The sequence below is a fragment of the Duganella sp. sic0402 genome, from assembly GCF_019219065.1.
In the GTDB taxonomy this organism is placed as follows: Bacteria; Pseudomonadota; Gammaproteobacteria; order Burkholderiales; family Burkholderiaceae_D; genus Rugamonas.
The window spans coordinates 127,154-149,347 of the sequence record NZ_JAHUWK010000012.1; the positions used below are offsets into that span (position 1 = coordinate 127,154).

The 22,194-nt window shown below is 63.0% G+C and carries 20 protein-coding genes; 10 read left to right on the forward strand and 10 right to left on the reverse strand.

The genetic code is table 11. The features are described from left to right. Positions 1-35 precede the first annotated feature (35 nt). The 4 genes from KW842_RS23520 (at position 36) to KW842_RS23535 (ending at position 4,351) form a co-directional block, all read left to right on the forward strand. Complete coding sequence (locus tag KW842_RS23520; RefSeq protein WP_218306555.1) at positions 36-1,406, forward strand: glutamine synthetase family protein; 1,371 nt, start codon at positions 36-38, stop codon at positions 1,404-1,406. Positions 1,407-1,473: 67 nt separating this feature from the next. Next, on the forward strand, positions 1,474-2,601 hold the full coding sequence (locus KW842_RS23525; protein ID WP_218306556.1) for an ABC transporter ATP-binding protein: 1,128 nt from the start codon (positions 1,474-1,476) through the stop codon (positions 2,599-2,601). Positions 2,602-2,612: 11 nt separating this feature from the next. Next, positions 2,613-3,518, forward strand: coding sequence for an ABC transporter permease subunit (locus KW842_RS23530; protein WP_218306557.1), 906 nt, complete (start codon positions 2,613-2,615; stop codon positions 3,516-3,518). After that, positions 3,515-4,351: an ABC transporter permease gene (locus tag KW842_RS23535; RefSeq protein ID WP_218306558.1), complete on the forward strand. Its 837-nt coding sequence runs from the start codon at positions 3,515-3,517 to the stop codon at positions 4,349-4,351. Before KW842_RS23530 ends, KW842_RS23535 begins: the two co-directional genes overlap by 4 nt. Here KW842_RS23535 and KW842_RS23540 read toward each other — a convergent pair. Then, complete coding sequence (locus KW842_RS23540; protein WP_218306559.1) at positions 4,348-5,478, reverse strand: MFS transporter; 1,131 nt, start codon at positions 5,476-5,478, stop codon at positions 4,348-4,350. The genes KW842_RS23535 and KW842_RS23540 overlap by 4 nt on opposite strands. Before the next feature lie 80 nt (positions 5,479-5,558). Here KW842_RS23540 and KW842_RS23545 point away from each other — a divergent pair, with 80 nt between their 5' ends. Genes KW842_RS23545 through KW842_RS23560 form a run of 4 tightly spaced genes read left to right on the forward strand, consistent with a single transcriptional unit; the run spans position 5,559 to position 10,592 of the window. Further along, on the forward strand, positions 5,559-6,311 hold the full coding sequence (locus tag KW842_RS23545) for a gamma-glutamyl-gamma-aminobutyrate hydrolase family protein (RefSeq protein ID WP_218306560.1): 753 nt from the start codon (positions 5,559-5,561) through the stop codon (positions 6,309-6,311). Positions 6,312-6,329: 18 nt separating this feature from the next. Next, complete coding sequence (locus KW842_RS23550; RefSeq protein WP_160989174.1) at positions 6,330-7,700, forward strand: glutamine synthetase family protein; 1,371 nt, start codon at positions 6,330-6,332, stop codon at positions 7,698-7,700. A 13-nt stretch (positions 7,701-7,713) separates the two neighbouring features. Next, complete coding sequence (locus KW842_RS23555; protein WP_218306561.1) at positions 7,714-9,102, forward strand: aspartate aminotransferase family protein; 1,389 nt, start codon at positions 7,714-7,716, stop codon at positions 9,100-9,102. An 11-nt stretch (positions 9,103-9,113) separates the two neighbouring features. Then, positions 9,114-10,592 (forward strand): aldehyde dehydrogenase, encoded by a 1,479-nt coding sequence (locus tag KW842_RS23560; RefSeq protein ID WP_218306562.1) that lies wholly within the window; start codon positions 9,114-9,116, stop codon positions 10,590-10,592. Between the two features lie 25 nt (positions 10,593-10,617). On the opposite strand, the gene panB is transcribed toward KW842_RS23560, so the two are convergent. Genes panB through KW842_RS23590 form a run of 6 tightly spaced genes read right to left on the reverse strand, consistent with a single transcriptional unit; the run spans position 10,618 to position 15,978 of the window. Beyond that, a complete protein-coding gene (gene panB / locus KW842_RS23565) occupies positions 10,618-11,496 on the reverse strand; it encodes a 3-methyl-2-oxobutanoate hydroxymethyltransferase (RefSeq protein ID WP_218306563.1) in 879 nt (292 codons plus the stop codon). 17 nt (positions 11,497-11,513) lie between these two features. Next, positions 11,514-12,053, reverse strand: a complete 540-nt coding sequence (gene folK, locus KW842_RS23570; protein ID WP_218306564.1) for a 2-amino-4-hydroxy-6-hydroxymethyldihydropteridine diphosphokinase — start codon at positions 12,051-12,053, stop codon at positions 11,514-11,516. Positions 12,054-12,066: 13 nt separating this feature from the next. Next, a complete protein-coding gene (gene pcnB / locus KW842_RS23575; RefSeq protein WP_218306565.1) occupies positions 12,067-13,497 on the reverse strand; it encodes a polynucleotide adenylyltransferase PcnB in 1,431 nt (476 codons plus the stop codon). Further along, complete coding sequence (locus KW842_RS23580) at positions 13,490-14,161, reverse strand: HAD family phosphatase (RefSeq protein ID WP_218306566.1); 672 nt, start codon at positions 14,159-14,161, stop codon at positions 13,490-13,492. Before KW842_RS23580 ends, pcnB begins: the two co-directional genes overlap by 8 nt. Then, positions 14,161-14,847 carry a DnaA regulatory inactivator Hda gene (hda, locus tag KW842_RS23585; protein ID WP_218306567.1) on the reverse strand — a complete coding sequence of 229 codons (687 nt, stop codon included), beginning with the start codon at positions 14,845-14,847 and terminating at the stop codon, positions 14,161-14,163. The genes KW842_RS23580 and hda overlap by 1 nt, the downstream gene beginning before the upstream one ends. Positions 14,848-14,892: 45 nt before the next feature. Next, complete coding sequence (locus KW842_RS23590) at positions 14,893-15,978, reverse strand: AI-2E family transporter (RefSeq protein WP_218306568.1); 1,086 nt, start codon at positions 15,976-15,978, stop codon at positions 14,893-14,895. 149 nt (positions 15,979-16,127) lie between these two features. Between KW842_RS23590 and purM the strand changes: the two genes are divergently transcribed. Next, the gene (gene purM / locus KW842_RS23595; protein ID WP_218306569.1) at positions 16,128-17,171 is read left to right on the forward strand and encodes a phosphoribosylformylglycinamidine cyclo-ligase; all 1,044 of its coding nucleotides are present in this window, start codon (positions 16,128-16,130) and stop codon (positions 17,169-17,171) included. Between the two features lie 108 nt (positions 17,172-17,279). Next, positions 17,280-18,488 carry an ectonucleotide pyrophosphatase/phosphodiesterase gene (locus KW842_RS23600; protein WP_229223864.1) on the forward strand — a complete coding sequence of 403 codons (1,209 nt, stop codon included), beginning with the start codon at positions 17,280-17,282 and terminating at the stop codon, positions 18,486-18,488. A 4-nt stretch (positions 18,489-18,492) separates the two neighbouring features. Here KW842_RS23600 and KW842_RS23605 read toward each other — a convergent pair whose 3' ends face one another. From KW842_RS23605 to KW842_RS23615, 3 genes are all read right to left on the reverse strand, one after another. After that, entirely contained in the window at positions 18,493-18,756 is a 264-nt protein-coding gene (locus tag KW842_RS23605) for a hypothetical protein (protein ID WP_218306570.1), read from the reverse strand. Positions 18,757-18,842: 86 nt separating this feature from the next. After that, the gene (locus tag KW842_RS23610) at positions 18,843-20,057 is read right to left on the reverse strand and encodes a 6-phosphofructokinase (protein ID WP_218306571.1); all 1,215 of its coding nucleotides are present in this window, start codon (positions 20,055-20,057) and stop codon (positions 18,843-18,845) included. Between the two features lie 56 nt (positions 20,058-20,113). Continuing rightward, entirely contained in the window at positions 20,114-22,123 is a 2,010-nt protein-coding gene (locus KW842_RS23615) for a S9 family peptidase (RefSeq protein WP_218306572.1), read from the reverse strand. Positions 22,124-22,194 lie beyond the last annotated feature (71 nt).

Here is a 22,194-nt window from a genome sequence, read left to right on the forward strand (position 1 = left end):
TAAGCTAGGCCTGTCGATCGCAAAATGAGTGCCTCATGTCTATCCGTGAAAACTTCTCCGATGCTGATATGGACCAGTGGCTCAACGATAACCGGGTCACTGAAATTGAATGCCTGGTGCCCGACCTGACGGGCGTGGCGCGCGGGAAGATTCTGCCGCGTGCCAAATTCACCCAGGACCGTGGCATGCGCATACCGGAAGCGGTGCTGGGCATGACCGTCACCGGTAACTACCCGGTCGAAGATCCAGCCTACGATCGCGCCATCTCCAACACCGACCGCGATATGATCTTGCGCGCGGACCCCGGCAGCATCACCACCGTTCCGTGGGCCATCGATCCGACCGCGCAGGTGATCCACGACTGCTATTTCGCCGATGGCACGCTGGTGGACTTCGCACCGCGCTCGGTGCTGCGCCGCGTGCTGAAACTGTATGCGGACAAGGGATGGCGCCCGGTTGTCGGGCCGGAGCTGGAGTTCTACCTGACAGAAAAGAATATCGACCCGGACCTGCCGCTGAAAGCACCAGTGGGCCGCAGCGGCCGCGCCGAAACCACGCGGCAGGTGTACAGCATCGACGCGGTCAACGAATTCGATCCGCTATTCGAGGATATTTACGACTACTGCGCGCTGATGAATCTCGATGTGGACACGCTGATCCACGAAACCGGCGCCGGTCAGATGGGCCTCAACTTCCAGCATGGGGATGCGATGGCGCTGGCCGACAACGTCTTCTACTTCAAGCGCACCTTGCGCGAGGCGGCGCTGAAGCACGATATGTACGCCACCTTCATGGCCAAGCCGATGGGCGGCGAGCCCGGATCGGCCATGCATGTGCACCAGAGCGTCAGCGACGCCGCCAGCGGCCGCAATATCTTCAGCCAGGCCGACGGTTCGCCGTCGCCGCAATTTCGCCATTACATCGGCGGCCTGCAGCGCTATACGCCGGCGGCGATGGCGATCCTGGCGCCGTATGTCAACTCCTATCGCCGCATCGTGCGCCACACGGCGGCGCCGATCAACGTCCAGTGGGGCATGGACAACCGCACCGTGGGCTTCCGCATCCCGATTTCCGGCGTCGAACAGCGGCGGGTGGAAAACCGCATCATCGGCGCCGACGCCAATCCCTATCTTGGCATTGCGGTGACGCTGGCCTGCGGCTATCTGGGGCTGGTCGATCAGCTGGAGCCGACGCCGATGACCACCGGCAGCGCCTATGACCATGCCTACGAGCTGCCGCAAGGGCTGCCGCAGGCATTGACGCTGCTGCGTCAGGAGGATCGCCTGCGCGATGTGCTGGGCGAGCGCTTTGTCGATGTCTACACCGCCATCAAGGAACTGGAACACCAGGAGTTCATGACGGTGATCAGCCCGTGGGAGCGGGAACACCTATTGCTGCATGTTTGAGTTGTCTTGGCCTCTGCTGGCTTTATAATCACCGGTTTGGCAAATATTATTTTATCCTTTTAATAACATGACCATAGAGCGAGCCGCTGAACCTTTCCTCCTGATCCGCAACCTGGTGAAGGAATTTGACACCGTCCGCGCCGTCAACGACGTGTCGGTGGGGATCAACAAGGGCGAAATCTTCGCGCTGCTGGGAAGTTCGGGCTGCGGCAAATCGACGCTGCTGCGCATGCTGGCCGGCTTTGAAACGCCGACCTCGGGCAGCATCACGCTGGCCGGGCAGGATATTGTCAGCGTGCCGCCGTATCAGCGTCCTATCAACATGATGTTCCAGTCGTACGCGCTGTTCCCGCACCTGTCGGTATGGGACAACATTGCCTTCGGCCTGCGCCGCGACGGCCTGCCAAAAGCCGAAATCGCCGACCGCGTGGAAAAGATGCTGTCGCTGGTGCAGCTGACCGAGTACGCCAAGCGCAAACCGCACCAGCTGTCGGGCGGCCAGCAGCAGCGCGTGGCGCTGGCGCGTTCGCTGGCCAAGCGTCCGCAGTTGCTGCTGCTGGACGAGCCGCTGGGCGCGCTGGACAAAAAACTGCGCGAGCGCACGCAGATGGAACTGGTCAGCATTATTGAGGAAGTGGGCGTGACCTGCGTGATGGTGACGCACGACCAGGACGAAGCCATGAGCATGGCCACCCGCATCGCCGTCATGAGCGCCGGCCGCATCCTGCAAGTGGGTGCGCCGGATGAAATCTATGAAACGCCGAATTGCCGCTTCGTTGCGGACTTCATCGGCAGCGTCAATCTGTTCAACGGCGCGGTGGCGGAAGATGAGGCGGACCACGTCATTGTCGATACACCGGAAGGCAAGCATTACGTCACCCACGGCATCACCGGCACCATGGGCATGCCGGTGTCGGTTGCCGTGCGTCCCGAGAAGATCGCGGTGCAGGTGGAGGCGCCAACGCAGGAGCAGCGCGCCAAGGCGGCCGAGCATGGCTACAACTGCGTGCAGGGCGTGATTACTGGCGTGTCCTACTTCGGCAACGAAACCAGCTACCACATCACTCTGGACAGCGGCATGGTGCTGAAAGCTTCGCGTACCAATGTCGCGCGTCACGATGACGTGGCGCTCAAGCGCGACCAGCGCGTGTATGCCTGGTGGGATGGTTCCGACGTTGTCGTGCTGACCAGCTAAGGCGCGCGCTCATGAAATTTCTGAAGAATCTGTTCCAGCATCCGGGCCGCGCCGTGGTCATCGGCGTGCCTTTCGTGTGGCTGGCGTTTGCTTTCCTGATTCCGTTTCTGATCGTCTTGCGGATCAGCTTCGTGGACCTGGACAGCGGCGATGGCGGCCCGTTCGGCACGCTGGTGACGCTGGCTGATGGCGTGCTGACGCTGAAGGTCAAGATCGCCAACTACCTGTATATCGCGCAGGATGAGCTGTACGCGATCACTTACCTGAATTCGCTGAAGTTCGCGGCGATTACGGCGGCGCTGTGCCTGGCCATCGGCTACCCGTTCGCCTACTTCATGGCGCGCGCCAAGCCGGCCATCCGCCCGGTGCTGCTGATGCTGGTGATGATGCCGTTCTGGACTTCCTTCCTGCTGCGTATCTACGCATGGAAGGGCATCCTGGCGAATCACGGCATTCTGAATAGCTTGCTGCTGAATCTGGGCGTGATCTCCGAGCCGCTGCATCTGATGAACACCCAGTTCTCGCTGATTATCGGCATGGTCTACGCCTATCTGCCGTTCATGATCCTGCCGCTGTACGCGAATCTGGTGAAGATGGATGTGCGCTACCTGGAGGCGGCTGCCGACCTTGGCGCGACGCCGTGGCAGACGTTCTGGCGCATCACCGTGCCGCTGTCGAAGTCCGGCATCATCGCGGGCACCATGCTGGTGTTCATTCCGGCGATCGGCGAGTACGTGATTCCCGAGTTGCTCGGTGGTCCGGAGACGCTGATGATCGGCCGCCAGCTGTGGGATGAATTCTTTACCAATAACGATTGGCCGCTGGCGTCCTCGGTGACGGTGGTGGTGATCCTGCTGATCCTTGTGCCGATGGCGATCTTTAATAAATACCAGGCAGACCAGGAGGCCCGCAAATGACCCAGTTCCTGCATCGCTGGTTCGGGCGCGGCTGGCTCTCGCTGGGCTATCTGTTCCTGTACATCCCGATTGTTGTTTTGGTGGTGTTCTCGTTTAACAGCTCGCGCCAGGACATGGTGTGGAGCGGCTTCTCGCTGCAATGGTATGCGGCGCTGCTGAATGACCAGGAGATCATCAGCGGCTTTGGCCTGTCGCTGCGGATTGCGCTGCTGACGGCGTGCGGTTCGGTGATCCTGGGGACGTTTGCCGCCTTTGTGCTGGACCGCTATCAGCGTTTCAGCGGACGCACGCTATTCACTGGCATGGTGAGTGCGCCGCTGGTAATGCCGGAAGTGATTATCGGCCTGTCGCTGCTGCTGATGCTGGTGTCGGTGCAGAAGATGTTTGGCTTCCCGGAGCGCGGTTTGGTGACGATCTGGCTGGGCCACACGCTGCTGGGCATGGCGTATGCGACGGTAGTCATCCAGTCGCGCCTGCGCGAGATGAACAAGTCGCTGGAAGAGGCGGCGATGGACCTGGGCTGCCGTCCGTTCCAGGTGTTCTTCCTGGTGACGCTGCCGAACATCAAGCAGGCCTTGGGTTCGGCGTGGCTGCTGACCTTCACGCTGTCGCTGGATGATGTGGTGTTGTCGGCTTTCCTGTCCGGTCCTGGATCGTCGACCATGCCGATTGTGATTTTCTCTCGCGCGCGCCTCGGGCTTGACCCTCGCGTGAATGCGGTGGCGGCGCTGACGATACTGGTAGTGTCGATAGGCGTGATCGCATCCAGCCTGTACATCGCCCGCGCCGAGCGCCTGCGCTCCAGGCAACTGGCGGCAGCCGTCAAAGGCTAACTCTTGTCCCAGGCGGCGCTGGCGATGAAGATCGCGGCGCCTATCCACAGAACGGCCGGCAGTGCATTCACGCCGGCCGTTTGCATTAATACCCCCGTCACCAATGGCCCGCCGGCGCTGGTAATGCCCCAGCTGGCGTTGACTACCGCGCTGGCCGCAACCAGCGACTGTCCTTCAAAGCGCTCGCCGCACGCCACCAGCGACAGCATGTAGATGGCGCCAGCCACTGCGCCCAGCGCCAGCAGCAAGGTCCACCACAGCCACGGCGTGCCCGCCGCGAACGGCAGCGCCGGCAGCAGCACACACACCGCGACGCCACAGCCGATATGCACTTTGCGCCGGCCCACGCGGTCCGCCAGCCAGCCGAAGAAGAATTGCAGCGCCGTGTCGCCGACCAGCACCACCGTGGCCGACAGCACCGCCAGCCCGGTCGCTATGCCGTGACGCATGGCGTACACCGGCAACAGGCTGAGCGCCAGCGTGTCGAACATGGCGAAGAAAGCCGCGCCGATGGCAATCATCCACATGCGCGGCAGGATGCGTTGCCAGGCCACTGGCGCCTCGTCTTCGTGCTTACGCGTGCCGCCGCTGATCAGCAGCATGCCGGGCAGCGCAAGCAGGAATAGCGCACCGCACGATGCAAATGGCAACGCCACCTTGCCAGCCAGCGCCGCCACCAGAGCGGGCCCAATCAGCTGGAACAGCGTAAAGGCCGTGGTATAGATCGCCACCACGCGCCCGCGCGAGTTGGTCGGCGCCAGATTGTTGACCCACGCTTCGCCGATGGTGAACAATACGCCCATGCAGGCGCCAAACACAAAGCGCAGCACACCCCAGGCCAGCAGGCTGTCGGTCATTTCCATCAGCGCGGTGGACAGGGCGGCAGTGACGATGGCGGCGATCATGCAGCCGCGCGGACCATGGCCTGCCACCCAGCGCGACACAAACGGTGCGGCCGCAAGAATGCCTGCCGCGCTGATGGCCGTGATGATGCCGATAATGTCTGTGCCCACGCCACGCTGGTCCAGCGTCAAGGCGGTAAGCGGAATGGTGGCGCCGAGCCCAAGGCCGACAACGCCGATGCTGGCGACTAATGCGATGAAATCGCGCCATGGCATGTTCTTCATGCGCGAACTCCTGATTTGAGTTCGCCATCATACCAAAATAGGATTATCATTTATTCAAATCCAAATAGATGAAAGCTTCTATGCGTAGCCCAATCGTTCTGGTTCCCGCGTGCGTCACTCAAACCGGCGCACATCTGTCTCACACTGCGCACCTCAAGTACGTGGCTGCCGTTGCGGAAGGCGCACGCTGCACGCCGCTGATCGTACCGGCGCTCGGCGCCGCCACCGACTTTGAAGCCTTGCTTGCTGCGGCCGATGGCGTGATGCTGACCGGCTCCCCCTCCAATGTGCACGCCGGCCTGTATGGCGAAGCCGTGCTCGATCCCTCTCTGCCGCAGGACGCGGCGCGCGACGCCACCACCTTGCCGCTGATACGTGCCGCCATCAAGCGCAGCATTCCGCTGTTTGCCATCTGCCGCGGTTTCCAGGAAATGAACGTGGCGCTGGGTGGCTCACTGCATCAGGCGGTGCATGGCGTCGCCGGCATGGCCGATCACCGCGAGCGCAAGCACGATACGCTGGACCAGCAATACGCGCCGTCGCATCGCGTGCTGCTGGACCCTGGAGGGCGCTTGGCGCAGATTCTCCACGGAGCCGCCAGCATCATGGTCAATTCGCTGCACGGGCAGGGCATCCATCGTTTGGCCGCAGGCCTTGCGGTCGAGGCGCGCGCGGACGATGGACTGGTCGAAGCCTATCGCGTAGAGGACGCCAAAGGATTCACGCTCGCGGTACAGTGGCATCCTGAGTGGCGCTTTTCCGAGAATCCGGACTCCGTCAAATTATTCAGAGCCTTTGGCGACGCCTGTCGCGCCTACAAGGCCGCCCGATAACAACAACGAGAGAAGCAAATGGCAATTCGCGAAAATTTTACGTATACCGATATGGACCTGTGGCTGAACGAGAAGCACGTCACAGAAATTGAATGCCTGGTGCCGGACCTGACCGGCGTGGCGCGCGGGAAGATCCTCCCGCGCGGAAAATTCACCCAGGAGCGCGGCATGCGCATACCGGAGGCGGTGCTGGGCATGACCGTGACTGGAAACTACCCGACTGAAGACGCGGGCTACGACCGCGCCATCTCCAGCACCGACCGCGACATGATATTGAAGGCCGATCCGACTACCATCACCATGGTGCCGTGGGCCACCGATCCCACTGCGCAGGTGATCCACGATTGCTACTTTGCCGATGGCCGTCTGGTGGACTTCGCGCCGCGTTCGGTGCTGCGCCGCGTGCTCAAACTGTATGCCGACAAAGGCTGGAAGCCAGTGGTGGCGCCGGAACTGGAGTTCTACCTCACCGCCAAGAACAGCGATCCCGACCTGCCATTGAAACCGCCGATTGGCCGCAGCGGCCGCGCCGAAACCAGCCGCCAGGTCTACAGCATCGACGCGGTGAATGAATTCGATCCGCTGTTTGAAGACATCTACGATTACTGCGACCTGATGGGACTGGACGTGGACACGCTGATTCACGAAATCGGCGCCGGGCAGATGGAGATCAATTTCCTGCACGGCGAACCGCTCGGCCTGGCGGACAAGGTGTTCTTCTTCAAGCGCACCTTGCGTGAAGCGGCGCTGAAACACGATATGTATGCCACTTTCATGGCCAAACCGATGGCCGGCGAGCCGGGATCGGCAATGCATGTGCACCAGAGCGTGGTGGATGCGACGACCGGCAAGAATATCTTCAGTGCAGAGGATGGTTCGGCATCGCCGCTGTTCAAGCACTATATCGGCGGCTTGCAGCGCTATATGCCATCGGCAATGGCGATCGTGGCGCCGTATGTCAATTCTTATCGCCGCATCGTGCGGCATACGGCGGCGCCGATCAATATCCAGTGGGGCATGGACAACCGCACCGTGGGCTTCCGCGTGCCGGAATCCGGCGTGCAGGATCGCCGCGTGGAGAACCGCATCATCGGCGCTGACGCCAATCCGTATCTGGCGCTGGCGGTGACGCTGGCATGCGGCTATCTGGGCATGGTCGATCAGGAAGAACCGACGCCGATGACCACCGACAGCGCTTACGACCTGAAAGTCGAGCTGCCGCAAGGCTTGCCGGAAGCCTTGCAATTGCTGCGCGCGGAGGACCGCTTGCGCACCGTGCTGGGCGAGCGCTTTATCGATGTGTATGCCGCGATCAAAGACCTGGAACACCAGGAATTCATGACCGTCATCAGTCCGTGGGAGCGCGAGCACCTGCTGCTGCACGTTTGAGCGAGAGGCCTTTATGAGCACATATGATACGACTGCGATTCAGAAGCTGGACACGGCGCACTATCTGCATCCCTTCACCGATCACAAGGCGCTGGGCGAGAAGGGCGCGCGCGTGATGGTGCGCGGCGAAGGCATCTACCTGTGGGACTCCGAGGGCAACCAGATCATCGACGGCATGTCGGGACTGTGGTGCGTCAATGTCGGCTATGGCCGCACCAGCATCTCCGATGCGGTGTACAAGCAGATGGAGACGCTGCCGTTCTATAACAGCTTCTTCAACACCACCAATGTACCGGCGGTGGAACTGGCGGCCAAGCTGGCGCAGATTTCGCCGCCGCAGTTCAATCATGTGTACTTCACCGGCTCCGGCTCTGAGGGCAACGACACCAATGTGCGCATGGTGCGCCGCTATTGGGACGTGCTGGGACAGTCCGAGCGCCAGGTCATCATCAGCCGCCACAACGCGTATCACGGCAGCACCATGGCTGGCGCGTCGCTGGGCGGCATGGCGGGCATGCATGAGCAGGGCGGCTTGCCGATACCGGGCATCGTGCATATTGGCCAGCCTAACTATCTGGAATCGGGCAAGGGCATGACGGAGGAGGCGTTCGGCGTCGAGGCTGCCTCCTGGCTGGAGCAAAAAATACTGGAGGTCGGGCCGGACAAGGTGGCGGCGTTCATCGGCGAGCCGATACAGGGTGCGGGCGGCGTGATCATTCCCCCATCGACCTACTGGCCGGAGATACAGCGCATCTGCGACAAGTACGGCATTCTGCTGATTGCCGATGAAGTCATCTGCGGTTTCGGCCGGCTGGGGCGCTGGTTCGCTTCCGAGCTGTTTGGCATCAAGCCGGACCTGATCACCTTCGCCAAGGGCGTGACCTCCGGCTATGTGCCGCTGGGCGGCGTGCTGGTTGGCGACCGCGTGGCCAGGGTGTTGATCGAGCAGGGCGGCGAATTCAATCACGGCTTCACCTACTCAGGGCATCCGGTGGCCTGCGCGGCGGCGCTGGAGAATATCCGCATCATCGAAGATGAACAGCTGGTCGAGCGCGTGGCCAATGAAACCGGGCCCTATCTGAAGCAGCGCTTTGCGGAGCTGGCCGATCATCCATTGGTGGGCCATGCGGACAGCTGTGGTTTTGTGGCGGGCCTGAACCTGGTCCGCAGCAAGGGCGCCACTGTGCACGATAACGTGGCGTTCGATGAAGCGCTGGCGGTCGGCATGGTATGTCGCGGCTACATGTTCAGCAACGGCATGATCATGCGCGCCGTGGGCGACCGCATGATTATTGCGCCGCCGCTGGTGCTGACCACCACGCAGATCGATGAGATGCTGGCGTTGATACGCCATTGCCTCGACCTGACCTATGCCGATGTGAAGCAGCGCGGCTGGCTGTAAAGGAGACGAAGATGGGTATCTGGCATGACAAGGCGGCTGCGCTGAAAGCGGATGGCCGCGCCTTCATCGGCGGCGAGCGTGTGTGGGCAAAGTCCGGGCAGCAGTTTGAGAACCTGTCGCCTATCGACGGCCGTTCGCTGGGCATGGTGGCGCGTTGCGACGGCGCCGATGTGGATATCGCGGTAGCGGCAGCGCGTGCGGCGTTCGAGGACCGGCGCTGGGCGGGCAAGTCGCCGGCGCAGCGCAAGCGGGTGCTGATTCGGTTTGCGGAGCTGATGCAACAGCATGTCGAGGAACTGGCGCTGCTGGAAACGCTGGATATGGGCAAGCCGATCAAATACAGCCAGACGGTGGATGTGGGCGGCGCGGCCAACTGCATCCGCTGGTATGGCGAGGCGATCGACAAGGTCTATGACGAAATCGCGCCGACGCCGGCCGACAGCCTGGCGCTGATCACGCGCGAGCCGGTGGGTGTTGTGGCGGCCATCGTGCCGTGGAATTATCCGATGCTGATGGCGTCGTGGAAGATCGCGCCGGCGCTGGCGGCGGGAAATAGCGTGGTGCTGAAACCGTCCGAGAAATCGCCACTGACCGCGCTGCGGCTGGCTGAGTTGGCGTTGGAGGCGGGTCTGCCGGCTGGCGTGTTCAATGTGCTGCCGGGTTACGGTGCGGAGGCTGGCGCGGCGCTGGCCTTGCACATGGATGTGGACTGCATCGGCTTTACCGGCTCCACGCGCGTGGGCAAGCAGATCATGCAGATGGCGGGGCAGTCGAACTTGAAGCGGGCGTGGACGGAGCTGGGCGGCAAGTCGGCCAATATCGTCTGCGCGGACTGTCCAGATCTGGATGCGGCGGTGGATGCGGCCATCGGCTCGATCTTCTTCAACCAGGGTGAAAGCTGCAACGCGCCATCGCGCCTGTTCGTGGAAGAATCGATCAAGGAACGCTTCATCGAAAAAGCGCTGGGCAAAGTGCCGGCTTACCAGCCAGGCGATCCGCTGGACGAAAACACGGTCATGGGCGCGATCGTCGACGCCACGCAGTTGAAGACAGTGATGGGCTACATCGAGGCCGGCCGCGCTGATGGCGCGCGGTTGCTGGCCGGCGGCAAACAGGCCCGCACCGAGACGGGCGGCTACTACGTCGAACCGACCCTGTTCGACCAGGTAGACAGCAATATGACCATCGCCCGCGAAGAAATCTTCGGCCCGGTGCTATCGATATTGAGCTTCACCGATGTGCGGGAAGCGGTACGGCAAGCCAACGCCACGCCGTACGGCCTGCATGCCGCCGTCTGGACAGCGGACCTGAGCAAAGCCATCCAGACTTCACGCGCGCTGCGTGCCGGCACGGTGCACGTCAACCAATACGACGGCGACGACATCACCGTACCCTTCGGCGGCTACAAGCAATCCGGCAACGGCAGGGATAAATCCCTGCACGCTTTCGACAAATATACTGAACTGAAAACCACCTGGATACAGATTTAATATCGGGGCACTGCCCCCGATGTTTTTAGAAGCAGTGCTCCAGGGCCGGGAAGCTGCGGTCTTTGACGGCGGTGACGTAGGCGGTAATGGCGGCGTCGATGCTGGTCTGGCCGTCCATGAAGTTTTTGACGAAGCGTGCTTTGCGCCCTGGGAAGACGCCCAGCAGGTCGTGCATCACCAGCACCTGGCCGGAGCAGTCCGGGCCGGCGCCGATGCCGATGGTCGGGATCGACAGCAAGTCGGTGATCTCTTTACCCAGCGCCGATGGAATCGCCTCCAGCAGCACCATCGAGGCGCCGGCTGCTTGCATGCGCAGCGCGTCGGCGCGCAGCAGGTCGGCGCTTTCGGTGGTTTTGCCTTGCACTTTGTAGCCGCCCAGCTGGTGCACCGATTGCGGCGTCAGGCCGAGGTGGGCGCAGACGGGAATCGCGCGGTCGGTCAGGAATTTGACGGTGTCGGCCAGCCAGGCGCCGCCTTCGATTTTGATCATGTGCGCGCCGGCCTGCATCACTTGCACTGCGTTGGCGTAGGCGGTTTCCGGTGTGCCGTAGGCGCCGAACGGCAGGTCTGCCATGATCATGGCGCTCTTGGCGCCGCGCGCCACCGAGGCGGTGTGGTAGGCGATGTCGTTGACGGTGACTGGCAGCGTCGAGGTGTGGCCGGCGCAGACCATGCCCAGCGAGTCGCCGATCAGCAGGATCTCTACGCCGCAACGGTCCATCAGCGACGCGAAGCTGGCGTCGTAGCAGGTTAGCATGGTGATTTTTTCGCCGGCGCTGCGCAGCGTGGCCAGGGTGTTGACGGTGACGGCTTTACTGACCGCCGCTTTGGCCGGTACAGGTGCGTTGGCGTCGGCGGGCTTTTGGCTCGCGGCCAGTTCGTTGCCTTGGAGGTATCCAGACATGGTAAATCCTTTACTGATTAAAGCGGGCTGATGCCCTGGTCGGCCACGCCGGCGGCGTATTGTGACGCCGCGCCGTGGCCTGGAATATGAATCGATGGCGCCAGCTCCAGCAGCGGCACCAGCACAAACGCGCGCTCGGTGATACGCGGGTGCGGCACGCTCAGCGTCGGGCTGTTGATGACGGCGTCGCCGTACAGTAGCAGATCCAGATCAAGCGTGCGCGGGGCGTTGCGATAAGGCCGTTCGCGGCCGTGCGCCTGCTCGATGCCGTGCAGCGCTTGCAGCAGCGCTTCGGCGTCCAGCGTGGTGCCGATGCGGGCGACGGCGTTGATGTAGTCGTCTCCACTGGAGTCGATCGGTGCGGTGCGGTACAGGCTGGATGACGCCATCAGCGTGCAACCGGGCTGGCGTTGCAGGCGTTGCAGCGCATCCAGCACATTGGCGCGTGCGTCGCCGAGGTTGGCACCGATGCCGATGTAGGCGATGGTGAAGGCGAATGGCGCCTTATCGTCTTCTGAGGACAATGGCGCCAGACCTGCGGAAATGGCGGTGTTCATGCGGCTGCGGAGATTACTCGGCGCCGCCGTCGTGGACAGGCGCCGCGTTGTCGGCGTTGCCGTCTTCACCGCCACGGCCGCCACGGTTACGGCCGCCACGGCGTGGGCCGCGCTTGCGTTTGGCGGCGCCGCCAGTGCCGGTGCTACCGCCACCGCCGCCTTCGCGCGGTGCGCTGGCCGATGCGATCAGCTCTTCGCGGGTGATCTCGTCGCCTTCATAGAAGGCAGTCCACCAGTCGCCGATCTCGGCGTCGATTTCGCCGGAAGCGCAACGCAGCAGCAGGAAGTCGTAGCCGGCGCGGAAGCGCAGGTGTTCCAGCAGTTTGTGCGGCGCCTTTCCGGTGCGGCGTTCGAAGCGCGGCTGCATCGACCAGATGTCGCGCATGTCGGTGCCGATCTTGCGCTGCAAGGCCAGCTTTTCGGTCTGCGAATCCAGTACGTCGTCGGCGGCCAGATGCAGCGCCGGGATGGTCTGTTCGCCGGACGCGCGGTAAGCGGTCCACTTCTCCAGCACCTGATGCCACAGCAGCGACGCAAACAGGAAGCCCGGCGAGACTGTTTTGCCGGCATGGATGCGCGAGTCGGTCGACTCCAGCGCCAGCGTCACGAACTTGAACCCCAGCGGCTGTTCCAGCACCACGTCCAGCAGCGGCAGCAGGCCGTGGTGCAGGCCTTCCTTGCGCAGCTGTTGCAGGCAGGCCAGCGCGTGACCGCTCATCAGCAGCTTGAGCATTTCGTCAAACACGCGCGCGGCTGGTACGTTGTTGATCAGCGGCGCCATGACCTTGATCGGTGCGCCGGTTTCCGGCTCGATGGTGAATTTCAGCTTGGCGGCAAAGCGCACCACGCGCAGCATGCGCACCGGGTCTTCGCGGTAGCGCGCTTCCGGCACGCCGATGATGCGCAGTGTCTTGGCGCGGATGTCTTCGATGCCGCCATGGTAGTCCAGCACCTGCTGGTTGGCCGGGTTGTAGTACATGGCGTTGATGGTGAAGTCGCGGCGTTCCGCGTCTTCCGCCTGCGAGCCGAAGGTGTTGTCGCGCAGGACGCGGCCGTGTTCATCTTTCGGCGCGTTGGCCGAGGTGGTGCCACGGAAGGTGGTCACTTCCAGCAGGTCCTGGCCGAACATCACGTGCACGATCTGGAAGCGCTTGCCGATGATGAAGGCGCGGCGGAACAGCCGCTTGACCTGCTCCGGCGTGGCGTTGGTGGCGATGTCGAAGTCTTTCGGCTTCACGCCCAGCAGCAGGTCGCGCACGGCGCCGCCGACCACAAAGGCTTCGTAGCCGGCTTCCTGCAGCGTGCTGGTGACGCGGACAGCGTTGTTGGACAGCAGGCGCGGGTCGATGCCGTGGCCTTCAGGGCCCAGCACCACCGGCGTGTTTGGATCGCGGGCCGCTTTGCTCTTGGTGCCGAGGATTTTGCGGATCAGTTTCTTAATCATTGAACAGCTCAATTAATAGCCAGCCGTTGGCGGTGGCGTGCGTTTTCAGTTTTTCGTTGGGGTTGGTCGCCACCGGATGGCTGACGATGGACATCAGCGGCAGGTCGTTGTGCGAATCGCTGTAGAAGTGGACGGTGTCAAAGTCTTCCAGCGTTTTCCCCATTTTTTCCAGCCAGGCCTTGGTGTGGACGATCTTGCCGGGACCTTGCGTCGGCGTGCCGAGCAGCTTGCCGGTCAGGTTGCCGTCGGCGTCGACTTCCGGCATGGCGGCGATCAGGTGCTCCACGCCCAGCGCCCTGGCGATAGGCGCGGTGACGAAGTGGTTGGTGGCGGTGACGATCGCCACCAGGTCGCCCTGGTCGATATGCTTTTGCAGCAGCGCGCGCGCCGCCGGGTGCAGCGCCGGGGTGACCACTTCGGCCATGTACTGCGCGTGCATTTGATCCAGCCTGGCGCGCGGGAACGCGGCCAGCGTGCCGAGCGTGAACTCCAGGTATTCTACCGGATCGAGCGTGCCGGCCTGGTATTGGGCGAAGAACTCCCTGTTGCGGCGGTCGTATTCCACCGCGTCGACGGCGCCGGTGCGCACCAGGAATTGGCCCCACTCGAAGTCGGAGTCGATCGGCAGCAGGGTATGGTCGAGGTCAAAGAGGGCGAGGTTCATTATTCTTTCGCTTCCGCCTGCAGCCACTCGCGCAGCAGCGGCAGAGTGATCGGGCGTTGGGTTTCAAGGGAATACTGGTCCAGCGAGTCGAGGATGGTCGACAGCGACCGCATGTCGCGCTGGAAGTGCGACAGCAGGTAGGGTATCACGCCCGCCGACAGCGTCAAGCCGCGCGCCGCCGCTGCCGCCGCCAGCGCGGCGCTCTTTTCCTCGTCGGTGAGGCCGTGGATCTGGTAAATCAGGCCCCAGCCCATGCGCGTGCGCAGGTCTTCGCGCACCGGCAGCACGGCTGGCGCGACGTTGCCGCTACAGACCATGAAGGCGTTGTTGGCGCGGATTTCATTGAACAGCGCGAAGGCGTCGATCTGCGCCACCGGCGACAGCTTTTCGCAGTCGTCCAGCAGGTACAGGTCCACCTCCGGCGAGTAGACGAATTCGGACTCGATGGAGAACGGCGAGATATAGCGCGCGCGCGCCTGCTGGGCCTCCGTGCCGCTGGTGGCCAGGGCTTTCAGCAGGTGCGACTTGCCGACGCCGACCGCACCCCACAGGTAGGCGAAGTGCTCGCGCGACGTGCGATCGACGAACTGCGCCATCAGCGCTGCCGCTTCGGCATTCTGTCCTACCTCGAACGATGCGAGGCTGTGCGTTGGTTCCGCGCCTAAATCGAGCACCAACTGCTTCATGGCGTTCGCCTTGTGGTCTTTTGCATAACGTTTATCTGTTTCACATCATGCATTATAAAAGCTGCTGCCCAGATAGTGGCGCTGCAAGTGACGGAAAGCCACCATTAGCACCGCCGAAGCGGGTAAAGCCAGCAGCACGCCAACAAAGCCGAACAGCTGGCCGAAGGCCAGCAGGGCGAAAATCACCGCCAGCGGATGCAGGCCGATGCGCTCGCCGACCAGCCGTGGCGTCAGCACAAAACCTTCGATTACCTGGCCGATGCCGTAGATGATGGCCACCGCGATCACGCCGCTCCAGTCGGAAAATTGCAGCACTGCCGAAATCAGCGCCAGCACCAGCCCCAGGCCGAAACCGAGATAGGGGATGAACACCAGCAGGCCGGTGATGATGCCGACCGGCAGCGCTACATCGAAGCCGGCGATGGCCAGCGCCACCGAGTAGTAGATGGCCAGCACCAGCATCACCAGCAGTTGGCCGCGCAGGTATTGCGCCAGCAGCGTGTCGACTTCGCGCGCCATGCCCATGGTCGCTTCGATATAGCGGCGCGGCACGCAGCTGGCCACGCGGCGCAGCATCGCCGGCCAGTCCAGCAGCAGATAGAACAGCACCACCGGCACCAGGGTCAGCGTCGCCAGCCAGCCCAGCACGGCGGTGCCGCCGACGCGGGCGGAATTCAGAACGGCGGACCAGATGGCGTCGCCGCTGGCGGCCAGCTGCTCGGTCGCCAGCTGTTTGATGCCGGCACTGTCGAGGCGCACGTTCAGGCCCAGTTCGCGCAGCCTGGGCGCCAGCAGGTCGTTGGCCTTGGCCAGGAAGGCCGGGATCTGCGCTTGCAGCAGCGGGATTTCTTTTTGTAGCACCGGCACCACGATCAGCACCATGGCGGTCAGCGCGGCGAAGAACAAGGTGATGACGATGGTGACCGACAGCGCGCGCGGCACGGTGTGGCGGCGGCCGAGGCGCACGCGGTCCAGGCGGTCGACCGCCGGGTTCAGCGCGTAGGCGAAGATGGCGGCTGCCAGGAAGGGCGTCAGCACCGGGCCAAGGGTAATCAGCAGGAAGATGAATGCCGCCCAAACCGCCAGCCAGAATGCTGTTTGCTTTTGCTCAGCAGAGAGGGGAAAAGGCATGGAGGCGAATTCGATGGTTAAAAAGGCGGTTGGACGGGGCAATTTTGATAAAATAGCGGATTGACCGGGTTTATTGCATATTTTCGTGTGATTTTGTTACGAAATCGGTCTCCGCCTTCTATTTTACCGCCTCCGCTGCGAAATACACCATGAGCCAAACTTCAAATGTTTCCCTGTCCTACCGTGACGCCGGCGTCGATATCGACGCGGGTGATGCTTTAGTCGAAGCAATTAAGCCATACGCCAAGCGCACCATGCGCGAAGGCGTGCTGGCCGGCTTGGGCGGTTTCGGCGCGATGTTCGAGATCAGCAAAAAGTACAAAGAGCCTGTACTGGTCTCCGGCACCGACGGCGTGGGCACCAAGCTGAAACTGGCGTTTGAGCTGAACCGTCACGACACCGTTGGTATCGACCTGGTGGCAATGAGCGTCAACGACATCCTGGTGCAGGGCGCCGAGCCGCTGTTCTTCCTCGACTACTTTGCTTGCGGCAAACTGGACGTGGCGACCGCCTCCAACGTGATCAAGGGTGTGGCGCTGGGCTGCGAACAGGCCGGCTGCGCGCTGATTGGCGGCGAAACCGCTGAAATGCCATCGATGTATCCGGACGGCGAATACGACCTGGCCGGTTTCGCGGTTGGTGCGGTGGAAAAATCGAAAATCATCGACGGCACCAAGATCGCTCCGGGCGATGTGGTGCTGGGCCTGGCATCGTCGGGTGTGCACTCGAACGGCTACTCGCTGGTGCGCAAGATCATTGAAGTATCGAAGCCAGACCTGGCCGGCGACTTCCACGGCCGTCCGCTGGCCGACGTGCTGATGGCGCCAACCCGCATTTACGTCAAGCCGCTGCTGGCGCTGATGGAAAAGCTGGAAGTCAAAGGTATGGTGCACATCACCGGCGGCGGCCTGGTGGAAAACATCCCGCGCGTGCTGCAGCCTGGCCTGGTGGCCGAGCTGGACTCGAAAGGCTGGACGCTGCCACCGCTGTTCCAGTGGCTGCAACAGCACGGCGGCGTGGCTGATGCGGAAATGCACCGCGTGTTCAACTGCGGCATCGGCATGACCGTGATCGTCTCGCAAGAGAACGCGGCTGCGGCCATCGCTCAGCTGGAAGCGGCTGGCGAAACCGTCTACACCATCGGCAAGATCCGCGCCCGCGTGGGCGACGAGCACCAGACCATCGTCGTCTAAGCGACGGCGGCGGCAGGAAATCAGAAAAGCGGACCAGGTGTCCGCTTTTTTACATCTGTCTTGATCTGCTTCATGCACACGTCACATGTGGCTGGCATAGTGCCGGGCATGAAAACTTCACTTGCCCTCTTATTCTCGTGGTTGCTGGCGATGCCGGCCGCCGCGCTTGCCGCGCCGCCGGCCAATCCGGTGATTCTGGTCTCGATCGACGGCTTCCGTCCTGACTATCTGGCGCGCGGCGTCACGCCCAATCTGAACCGGCTGGTGGCCGCCGGCGCGCGTGCGGTGGCGATGCGGCCGTCCTTCCCGTCGGTGACTTTCCCCAACCATTACACGCTGGTGACCGGTAAGCGGCCGGACCATCACGGCATTGTCGACAATGTGATGAACGATCCGGCCATTTCCAGCGAGCGCTTCACCATGGGCAACGCCGCCGCCGTGACCGACCGCCGCTGGTGGGATCAGGCCGAGCCGGTGTGGGTCACGGCCGAGCTAAACAACGTGCGCAGCGCCACCATGTTCTGGCCCGGTTCGGAAGCGGCCATCCATGGCGTGCGGCCGACCATCGCGCCTAAGTTCGACAGCAAGCTGCCGGCTGCCGGACGTGTCGACACCTTGCTGTCGTGGCTGGACCAGGCGGACCAGCAATTCGGCTTCCTGACTTTGTATTTCGATGATGTTGACCATGCTGGCCACGAGTCCGGTCCGGACGCGCCGGAAACCACGGCGGCGGTAGCACTGGTGGACCAGGCCTTAGGCCGGTTGCTGGATGGCCTGGCGGCGCGCCAGGTGGCGGCCAATCTGGTGATCGTCTCCGATCATGGCATGGCGGCGGTCAGCCGCGAGCGGGTGATACGCATGGATGCGCTGGCGCCGCAAGACAGCTATCGCGAAGTGGCCAGCGGTCCGTATGCCACCATGGACGCCGCGCCCGGCGCGGACGCACAGCTGGCGGCGGCGTTGTTGAAGCCGCAGCAGCACATGCAGTGCTGGCGCAAGCAGGATATTCCGGCGCGGCTGGCGTATGGCGGCAATCCGCGCGTGCCGGACTTTATCTGCCTGGCCGAACCTGGCTGGAGCATCGCCTTCAGCGACAAGAGCGCCGCCCGCGTCAAGGGCGGCAAGCACGGCTACGACAATGCCGCGCCCGAGATGGCCGCCACCTTTATCGCCGCCGGCCCGGCCTTCAAGCCTGGCGTGGTGCTGCCAGTGTTTGACAATGTCGATGTCTATCCCTTGCTGATGCGCCTGATCGGCGTGCCGGCCCTGCCGTCGGACGGCAATATCACGCCACTGCTGCCAGCGCTGGCGCAGTAAAGGTTTAGCGTTGTGGAGGTGGCGGCGGCATGCCTTCCGGCATCGCCGCCAGCACCTCGCCCATCTTCCTGCAGATGGCGTTGACGGTATCGCCGTGGCGGCCCTTGAACTGCACCTTGGCGCCTTCCGCCTTGTCCTTGCAGGCGGCCACGGCTTCCGGTGGTGGGCCTGGCGGCGGACCATCCTGCGGTGGATTGTTCTGCGCCGAGGCGCCCAGCGCGCAGCCGGCCAGCGCGGCCGTCAGCATCCAGTGCTTGATGACTTTCATGAAAAACTCCCGATAACAATGGATAGCCATTGTTGCGCGGGAGGCTGTTAGCTGCGGTCAAGGCGGCGTAAAGCCCGGTAAATCCGTCAGCGCTTGAGAATCTTCTCCACCGGCGCCGGACGCAGGCGGAAGGCGTCCGGCATGCCGGAGCCGAGTAGTGGGCGCAGGTACATGCGGAAGGCGTCGGTGACATCGGTGCCGCTGGCGCTGATGAACTCGTCCTCCATGACGCGCGTCTTGCCGGCCACGTCGCTGAGCGGCAGCAGCTGGTAGTCGACGGAGTAGAAGCCGGTGCGCTTGATGGCCACTGAGCCGTCACGGTCGCCCCACATGGCGAACTGCACCGCCTTCTCGCCAACTTCGCGTGCCTCGCGCTGGTCCACATCCGACACGCAGCCGATGAAGGAACGCTGCAAATAGCCGAAGGTATCGCCACGCACGCGCTTGATGCCCAGACGGGCCTTGATTTCATCGCATAGCAAATCCGCCAGCGCGCCGGTGCCGGACAGCTGCACATTGCCATGCGCATCGTGCTCGACTTCCTTGGCCAGCAGCGAGGCGATCGGTTCGCCGGTGGCGTCGTGGATGCCTTCCGACACTGCGATCACGCAGCGGCCGTAGCGGTCATACACCGCTTTCACATCGGCCAGGAACTGCTCCAGCGAGAATACCCGCTCCGGCAGGTAGATCAGGTGCGGCCCGTCGTCGGGAAACTTCTTGCCCAGTGCCGAGGCGGCGGTCAGGAAACCGGCGTGCCGTCCCATGACCACGCCCACATATACGCCCGGCAGTGCGGCATTGTCCAGATTCGCGCCGGCAAACGCCTGGGCGACAAAGCGCGCGGCGGATGGAAAACCCGGCGTGTGGTCATTGCCGACCAGATCGTTGTCTATGGTCTTGGGAATGTGGATGCAGCGCAGCGGATAGCCGGCCGCCTGCGCCTGCTCGCTGACGATGCGCACGGTGTCCGACGAATCGTTGCCGCCGATGTAGTAGAACTGCTCGATCTCGTGCGCGCACAGCACCTTGAAGATTTCCGCGCAATACGCCTGGTCCGGCTTGTCGCGGGTGGAACCGAGCGCGGAGGAGGGCGTGGCCGCCACCATTTCCAGGTTCTGGCTGGTTTCGCGCGTCAGATCAACCAGGTCTTCGTTGATGATGCCGCGCACGCCGTGCAGCGCGCCGTAGACCCGTGTCACGTCGCGGAAGCGGCGCGCTTCCAGCACCACGCCCGCCAGCGACTGGTTGATGACGGCGGTCGGACCGCCTCCCTGTGCGACCAGAATTTTTCCCGATGCCATGCGCGCTCCTCCGTGATGGTTGAAAGGCTTGCTGCACCAAGACTATAGCGCGAAGTTCAGCGCGCGCCGATATTCTTGTCGAGGAATTTCTCGACCCGGCCCCAGAAATCGATGCGCGTCTTCGGCAGCTTCCAGCCGTGGCCTTCTTCCGGATATTCGATCCACTCGACATTCGGATTGCTGTCCTTGATCGCCTTGTAGAACTTGGTTCCGTGCGGCAGCGGCACGCGTTCGTCTGAACCGCCGTAGGCCATCAGCAGAGGCTGCGTGATTTTGCTGGCTTGCAGCAGCGGCGAGGTGGCTTTCAGTTGATCGGCGTCCTTGACCTGGTCACCGATCAGGCGCGGCATGCCGTACTGCTTCCAGTCGTCGGTCATGTCGGAGCGGTAGAACCAGCTGCCGTCGTACATCAGGTTGATGTCGGTAACGCCGACCCATTCAAAGCCGCACTTGTACAGGTCCGGGTCTTTGATCAGGCCCATCAGCGTGGCGTAGCCGCCGTAGCTGGCGCCGGCGATGCAGATGCGCTTGGGGTCGGCGTAGCCCTTGTCGATGGCCCAGCGGGTGGCGTCGGCGATATCGTCCTGCATCTTCAGGCCCCATTGCTTCCAGCCGGCCAGGAACAGTTTGCTGCCGTAGCCGGTGCTGCCGCGGAATTCCGGCTCCAGCACGGTGTAGCCGCGCGACGCCAGGAACTGCGCCTGCGGGTCCCAAGTCCATTTGCCGCCGCGCACCCACGGGCCGCCGTGCACCAGCACCACCATCGGGCGGTTCTTTTGCTCGCCCTGCGGCAAGGTAATCCATACCGGGATGGTCATGCCGTCGCGGCTCTTGTATTCGGCCGGCACTTTGCGCGCCATCTCGGTTGGCTTGATGGCCGGGTGCGATTCGCCGATCATCGACAGCTTGCCGGTGTCCTTGTTGTACAGCATCAGGCGCTTGGGCCAGATGTCGGCGTGGGCGGTCACCAGTATCCATGGCGTCACCGAGCGGGTTGGCACGCTCAGCAGGTTGGCGGTGTTGGGCAGCATCTGGTCGATCTTTTCCTGGATCGCTTTCATTTCCGGATCGAGCCAGGTCGTGCCGTCCGCGTCGGTCAGGTGGCGGATGCCGAGCAGCTTGTCCTGGCTCATGAGCAGCTTGCCCTGGAAGTCATAGCCGTCCAGATGCACCAGCGGCTTGTCGGCCAGCTTGCCGGTCTTCAGGTCGTAGGCGTAGACGTCGACGAAGTTACGTCCCTTGCTGCTGGTGACATACAGCGTGCCGTCCGGGCCGAAGGCCAGCGGGCTGAACTTGCCGCGCATGGTATAGGCCTCGTTGTCGACCAGCTTGCGCCATTCCTCTGTGCCTGGCTCGCGGTAGTAGACGCTGCTGATCGCCTTGTCGCGGGTGATGGTCAGGCGCGGTTCGCCTTTGTGGTCCAGCATCCAGTAGAAGCTGTTGCCGGGCTGCGGCACCGAGGCGCTGACGCGGCCGGTCACCGTGTTCAGGCGCAGCAGGTTGACGTTGATCAGTTCGCGCGAGCTGCTGTAGTTGCGGTCCAATACGTAGATGTAATCGGAATCCTGGGCGCCGACCTGATTGCTCAGATAGGTGTGCCACGGCAGCAGGTCGCGCGAGGCCAGCGACGAGCCGCTGGTGATGAAGGCTTTGCCGTTGCGCATGGCCAGTTGGCGCAGTCCGCTACCGTCGCGGTTGATGGAGAACAGGCCGGGCGCGTAGCGCACGTCGCCTTCCGCGAGGTCGCGGTCGGTAGCGGTGAACACCAGGCGGTTGTCGTTGACCCACTCGTAGCGGCCGATGTCGGCGTCGCTGAAATTGCCGACTACCTTGATGGCGTTGCTGGCCAGGTCAACCACGCCCAGCATGTCGCGCTTGTTGTCCTTGTTGCCGAGCCGGACCGCCAGGTATTTTCCGCTGGGCGACAGCTCGGCGTCGCTGAATTGTGGGTTGCTGAAGAAATCGGCCAGCGAGGGCGCCGGCTTGGCAGCGTCTGCGGCCAGCACTTGGCCGCAGAGGAAGGCGCCGGCCAGTGCCACGGCGCGCAGGAGGTGAGCGGAACGCATATGTCTCGTTATGAAATAAGTAACCGATGCACGATAGCATCAAGTTATCAAATCCGCCACATGGGAAATGT

Excerpts from the sequence above, each read along its gene's own strand:
- KW842_RS23520 (WP_218306555.1), top strand. The coding sequence starts at position 36 with ATGTCTATCCGTGAAAACTTCTCCGATGCTGATATGGACCAGTGGCTC.
- KW842_RS23525 (WP_218306556.1), top strand. The coding sequence starts at position 1,474 with ATGACCATAGAGCGAGCCGCTGAACCTTTCCTCCTGATCCGCAACCTG.
- KW842_RS23530 (WP_218306557.1), top strand. The coding sequence starts at position 2,613 with ATGAAATTTCTGAAGAATCTGTTCCAGCATCCGGGCCGCGCCGTGGTC.
- KW842_RS23535 (WP_218306558.1), top strand. The coding sequence starts at position 3,515 with ATGACCCAGTTCCTGCATCGCTGGTTCGGGCGCGGCTGGCTCTCGCTG.
- KW842_RS23540 (WP_218306559.1), bottom strand. The coding sequence starts at position 5,478 with ATGAAGAACATGCCATGGCGCGATTTCATCGCATTAGTCGCCAGCATC.
- KW842_RS23545 (WP_218306560.1), top strand. The coding sequence starts at position 5,559 with ATGCGTAGCCCAATCGTTCTGGTTCCCGCGTGCGTCACTCAAACCGGC.
- KW842_RS23550 (WP_160989174.1), top strand. The coding sequence starts at position 6,330 with ATGGCAATTCGCGAAAATTTTACGTATACCGATATGGACCTGTGGCTG.
- KW842_RS23555 (WP_218306561.1), top strand. The coding sequence starts at position 7,714 with ATGAGCACATATGATACGACTGCGATTCAGAAGCTGGACACGGCGCAC.
- KW842_RS23560 (WP_218306562.1), top strand. The coding sequence starts at position 9,114 with ATGGGTATCTGGCATGACAAGGCGGCTGCGCTGAAAGCGGATGGCCGC.
- panB (WP_218306563.1), bottom strand. The coding sequence starts at position 11,496 with ATGTCTGGATACCTCCAAGGCAACGAACTGGCCGCGAGCCAAAAGCCC.
- folK (WP_218306564.1), bottom strand. The coding sequence starts at position 12,053 with ATGAACACCGCCATTTCCGCAGGTCTGGCGCCATTGTCCTCAGAAGAC.
- pcnB (WP_218306565.1), bottom strand. The coding sequence starts at position 13,497 with ATGATTAAGAAACTGATCCGCAAAATCCTCGGCACCAAGAGCAAAGCG.
- KW842_RS23580 (WP_218306566.1), bottom strand. The coding sequence starts at position 14,161 with ATGAACCTCGCCCTCTTTGACCTCGACCATACCCTGCTGCCGATCGAC.
- hda (WP_218306567.1), bottom strand. The coding sequence starts at position 14,847 with ATGAAGCAGTTGGTGCTCGATTTAGGCGCGGAACCAACGCACAGCCTC.
- KW842_RS23590 (WP_218306568.1), bottom strand. The coding sequence starts at position 15,978 with ATGCCTTTTCCCCTCTCTGCTGAGCAAAAGCAAACAGCATTCTGGCTG.
- purM (WP_218306569.1), top strand. The coding sequence starts at position 16,128 with ATGAGCCAAACTTCAAATGTTTCCCTGTCCTACCGTGACGCCGGCGTC.
- KW842_RS23600 (WP_229223864.1), top strand. The coding sequence starts at position 17,280 with ATGAAAACTTCACTTGCCCTCTTATTCTCGTGGTTGCTGGCGATGCCG.
- KW842_RS23605 (WP_218306570.1), bottom strand. The coding sequence starts at position 18,756 with ATGAAAGTCATCAAGCACTGGATGCTGACGGCCGCGCTGGCCGGCTGC.
- KW842_RS23610 (WP_218306571.1), bottom strand. The coding sequence starts at position 20,057 with ATGGCATCGGGAAAAATTCTGGTCGCACAGGGAGGCGGTCCGACCGCC.
- KW842_RS23615 (WP_218306572.1), bottom strand. The coding sequence starts at position 22,123 with ATGCGTTCCGCTCACCTCCTGCGCGCCGTGGCACTGGCCGGCGCCTTC.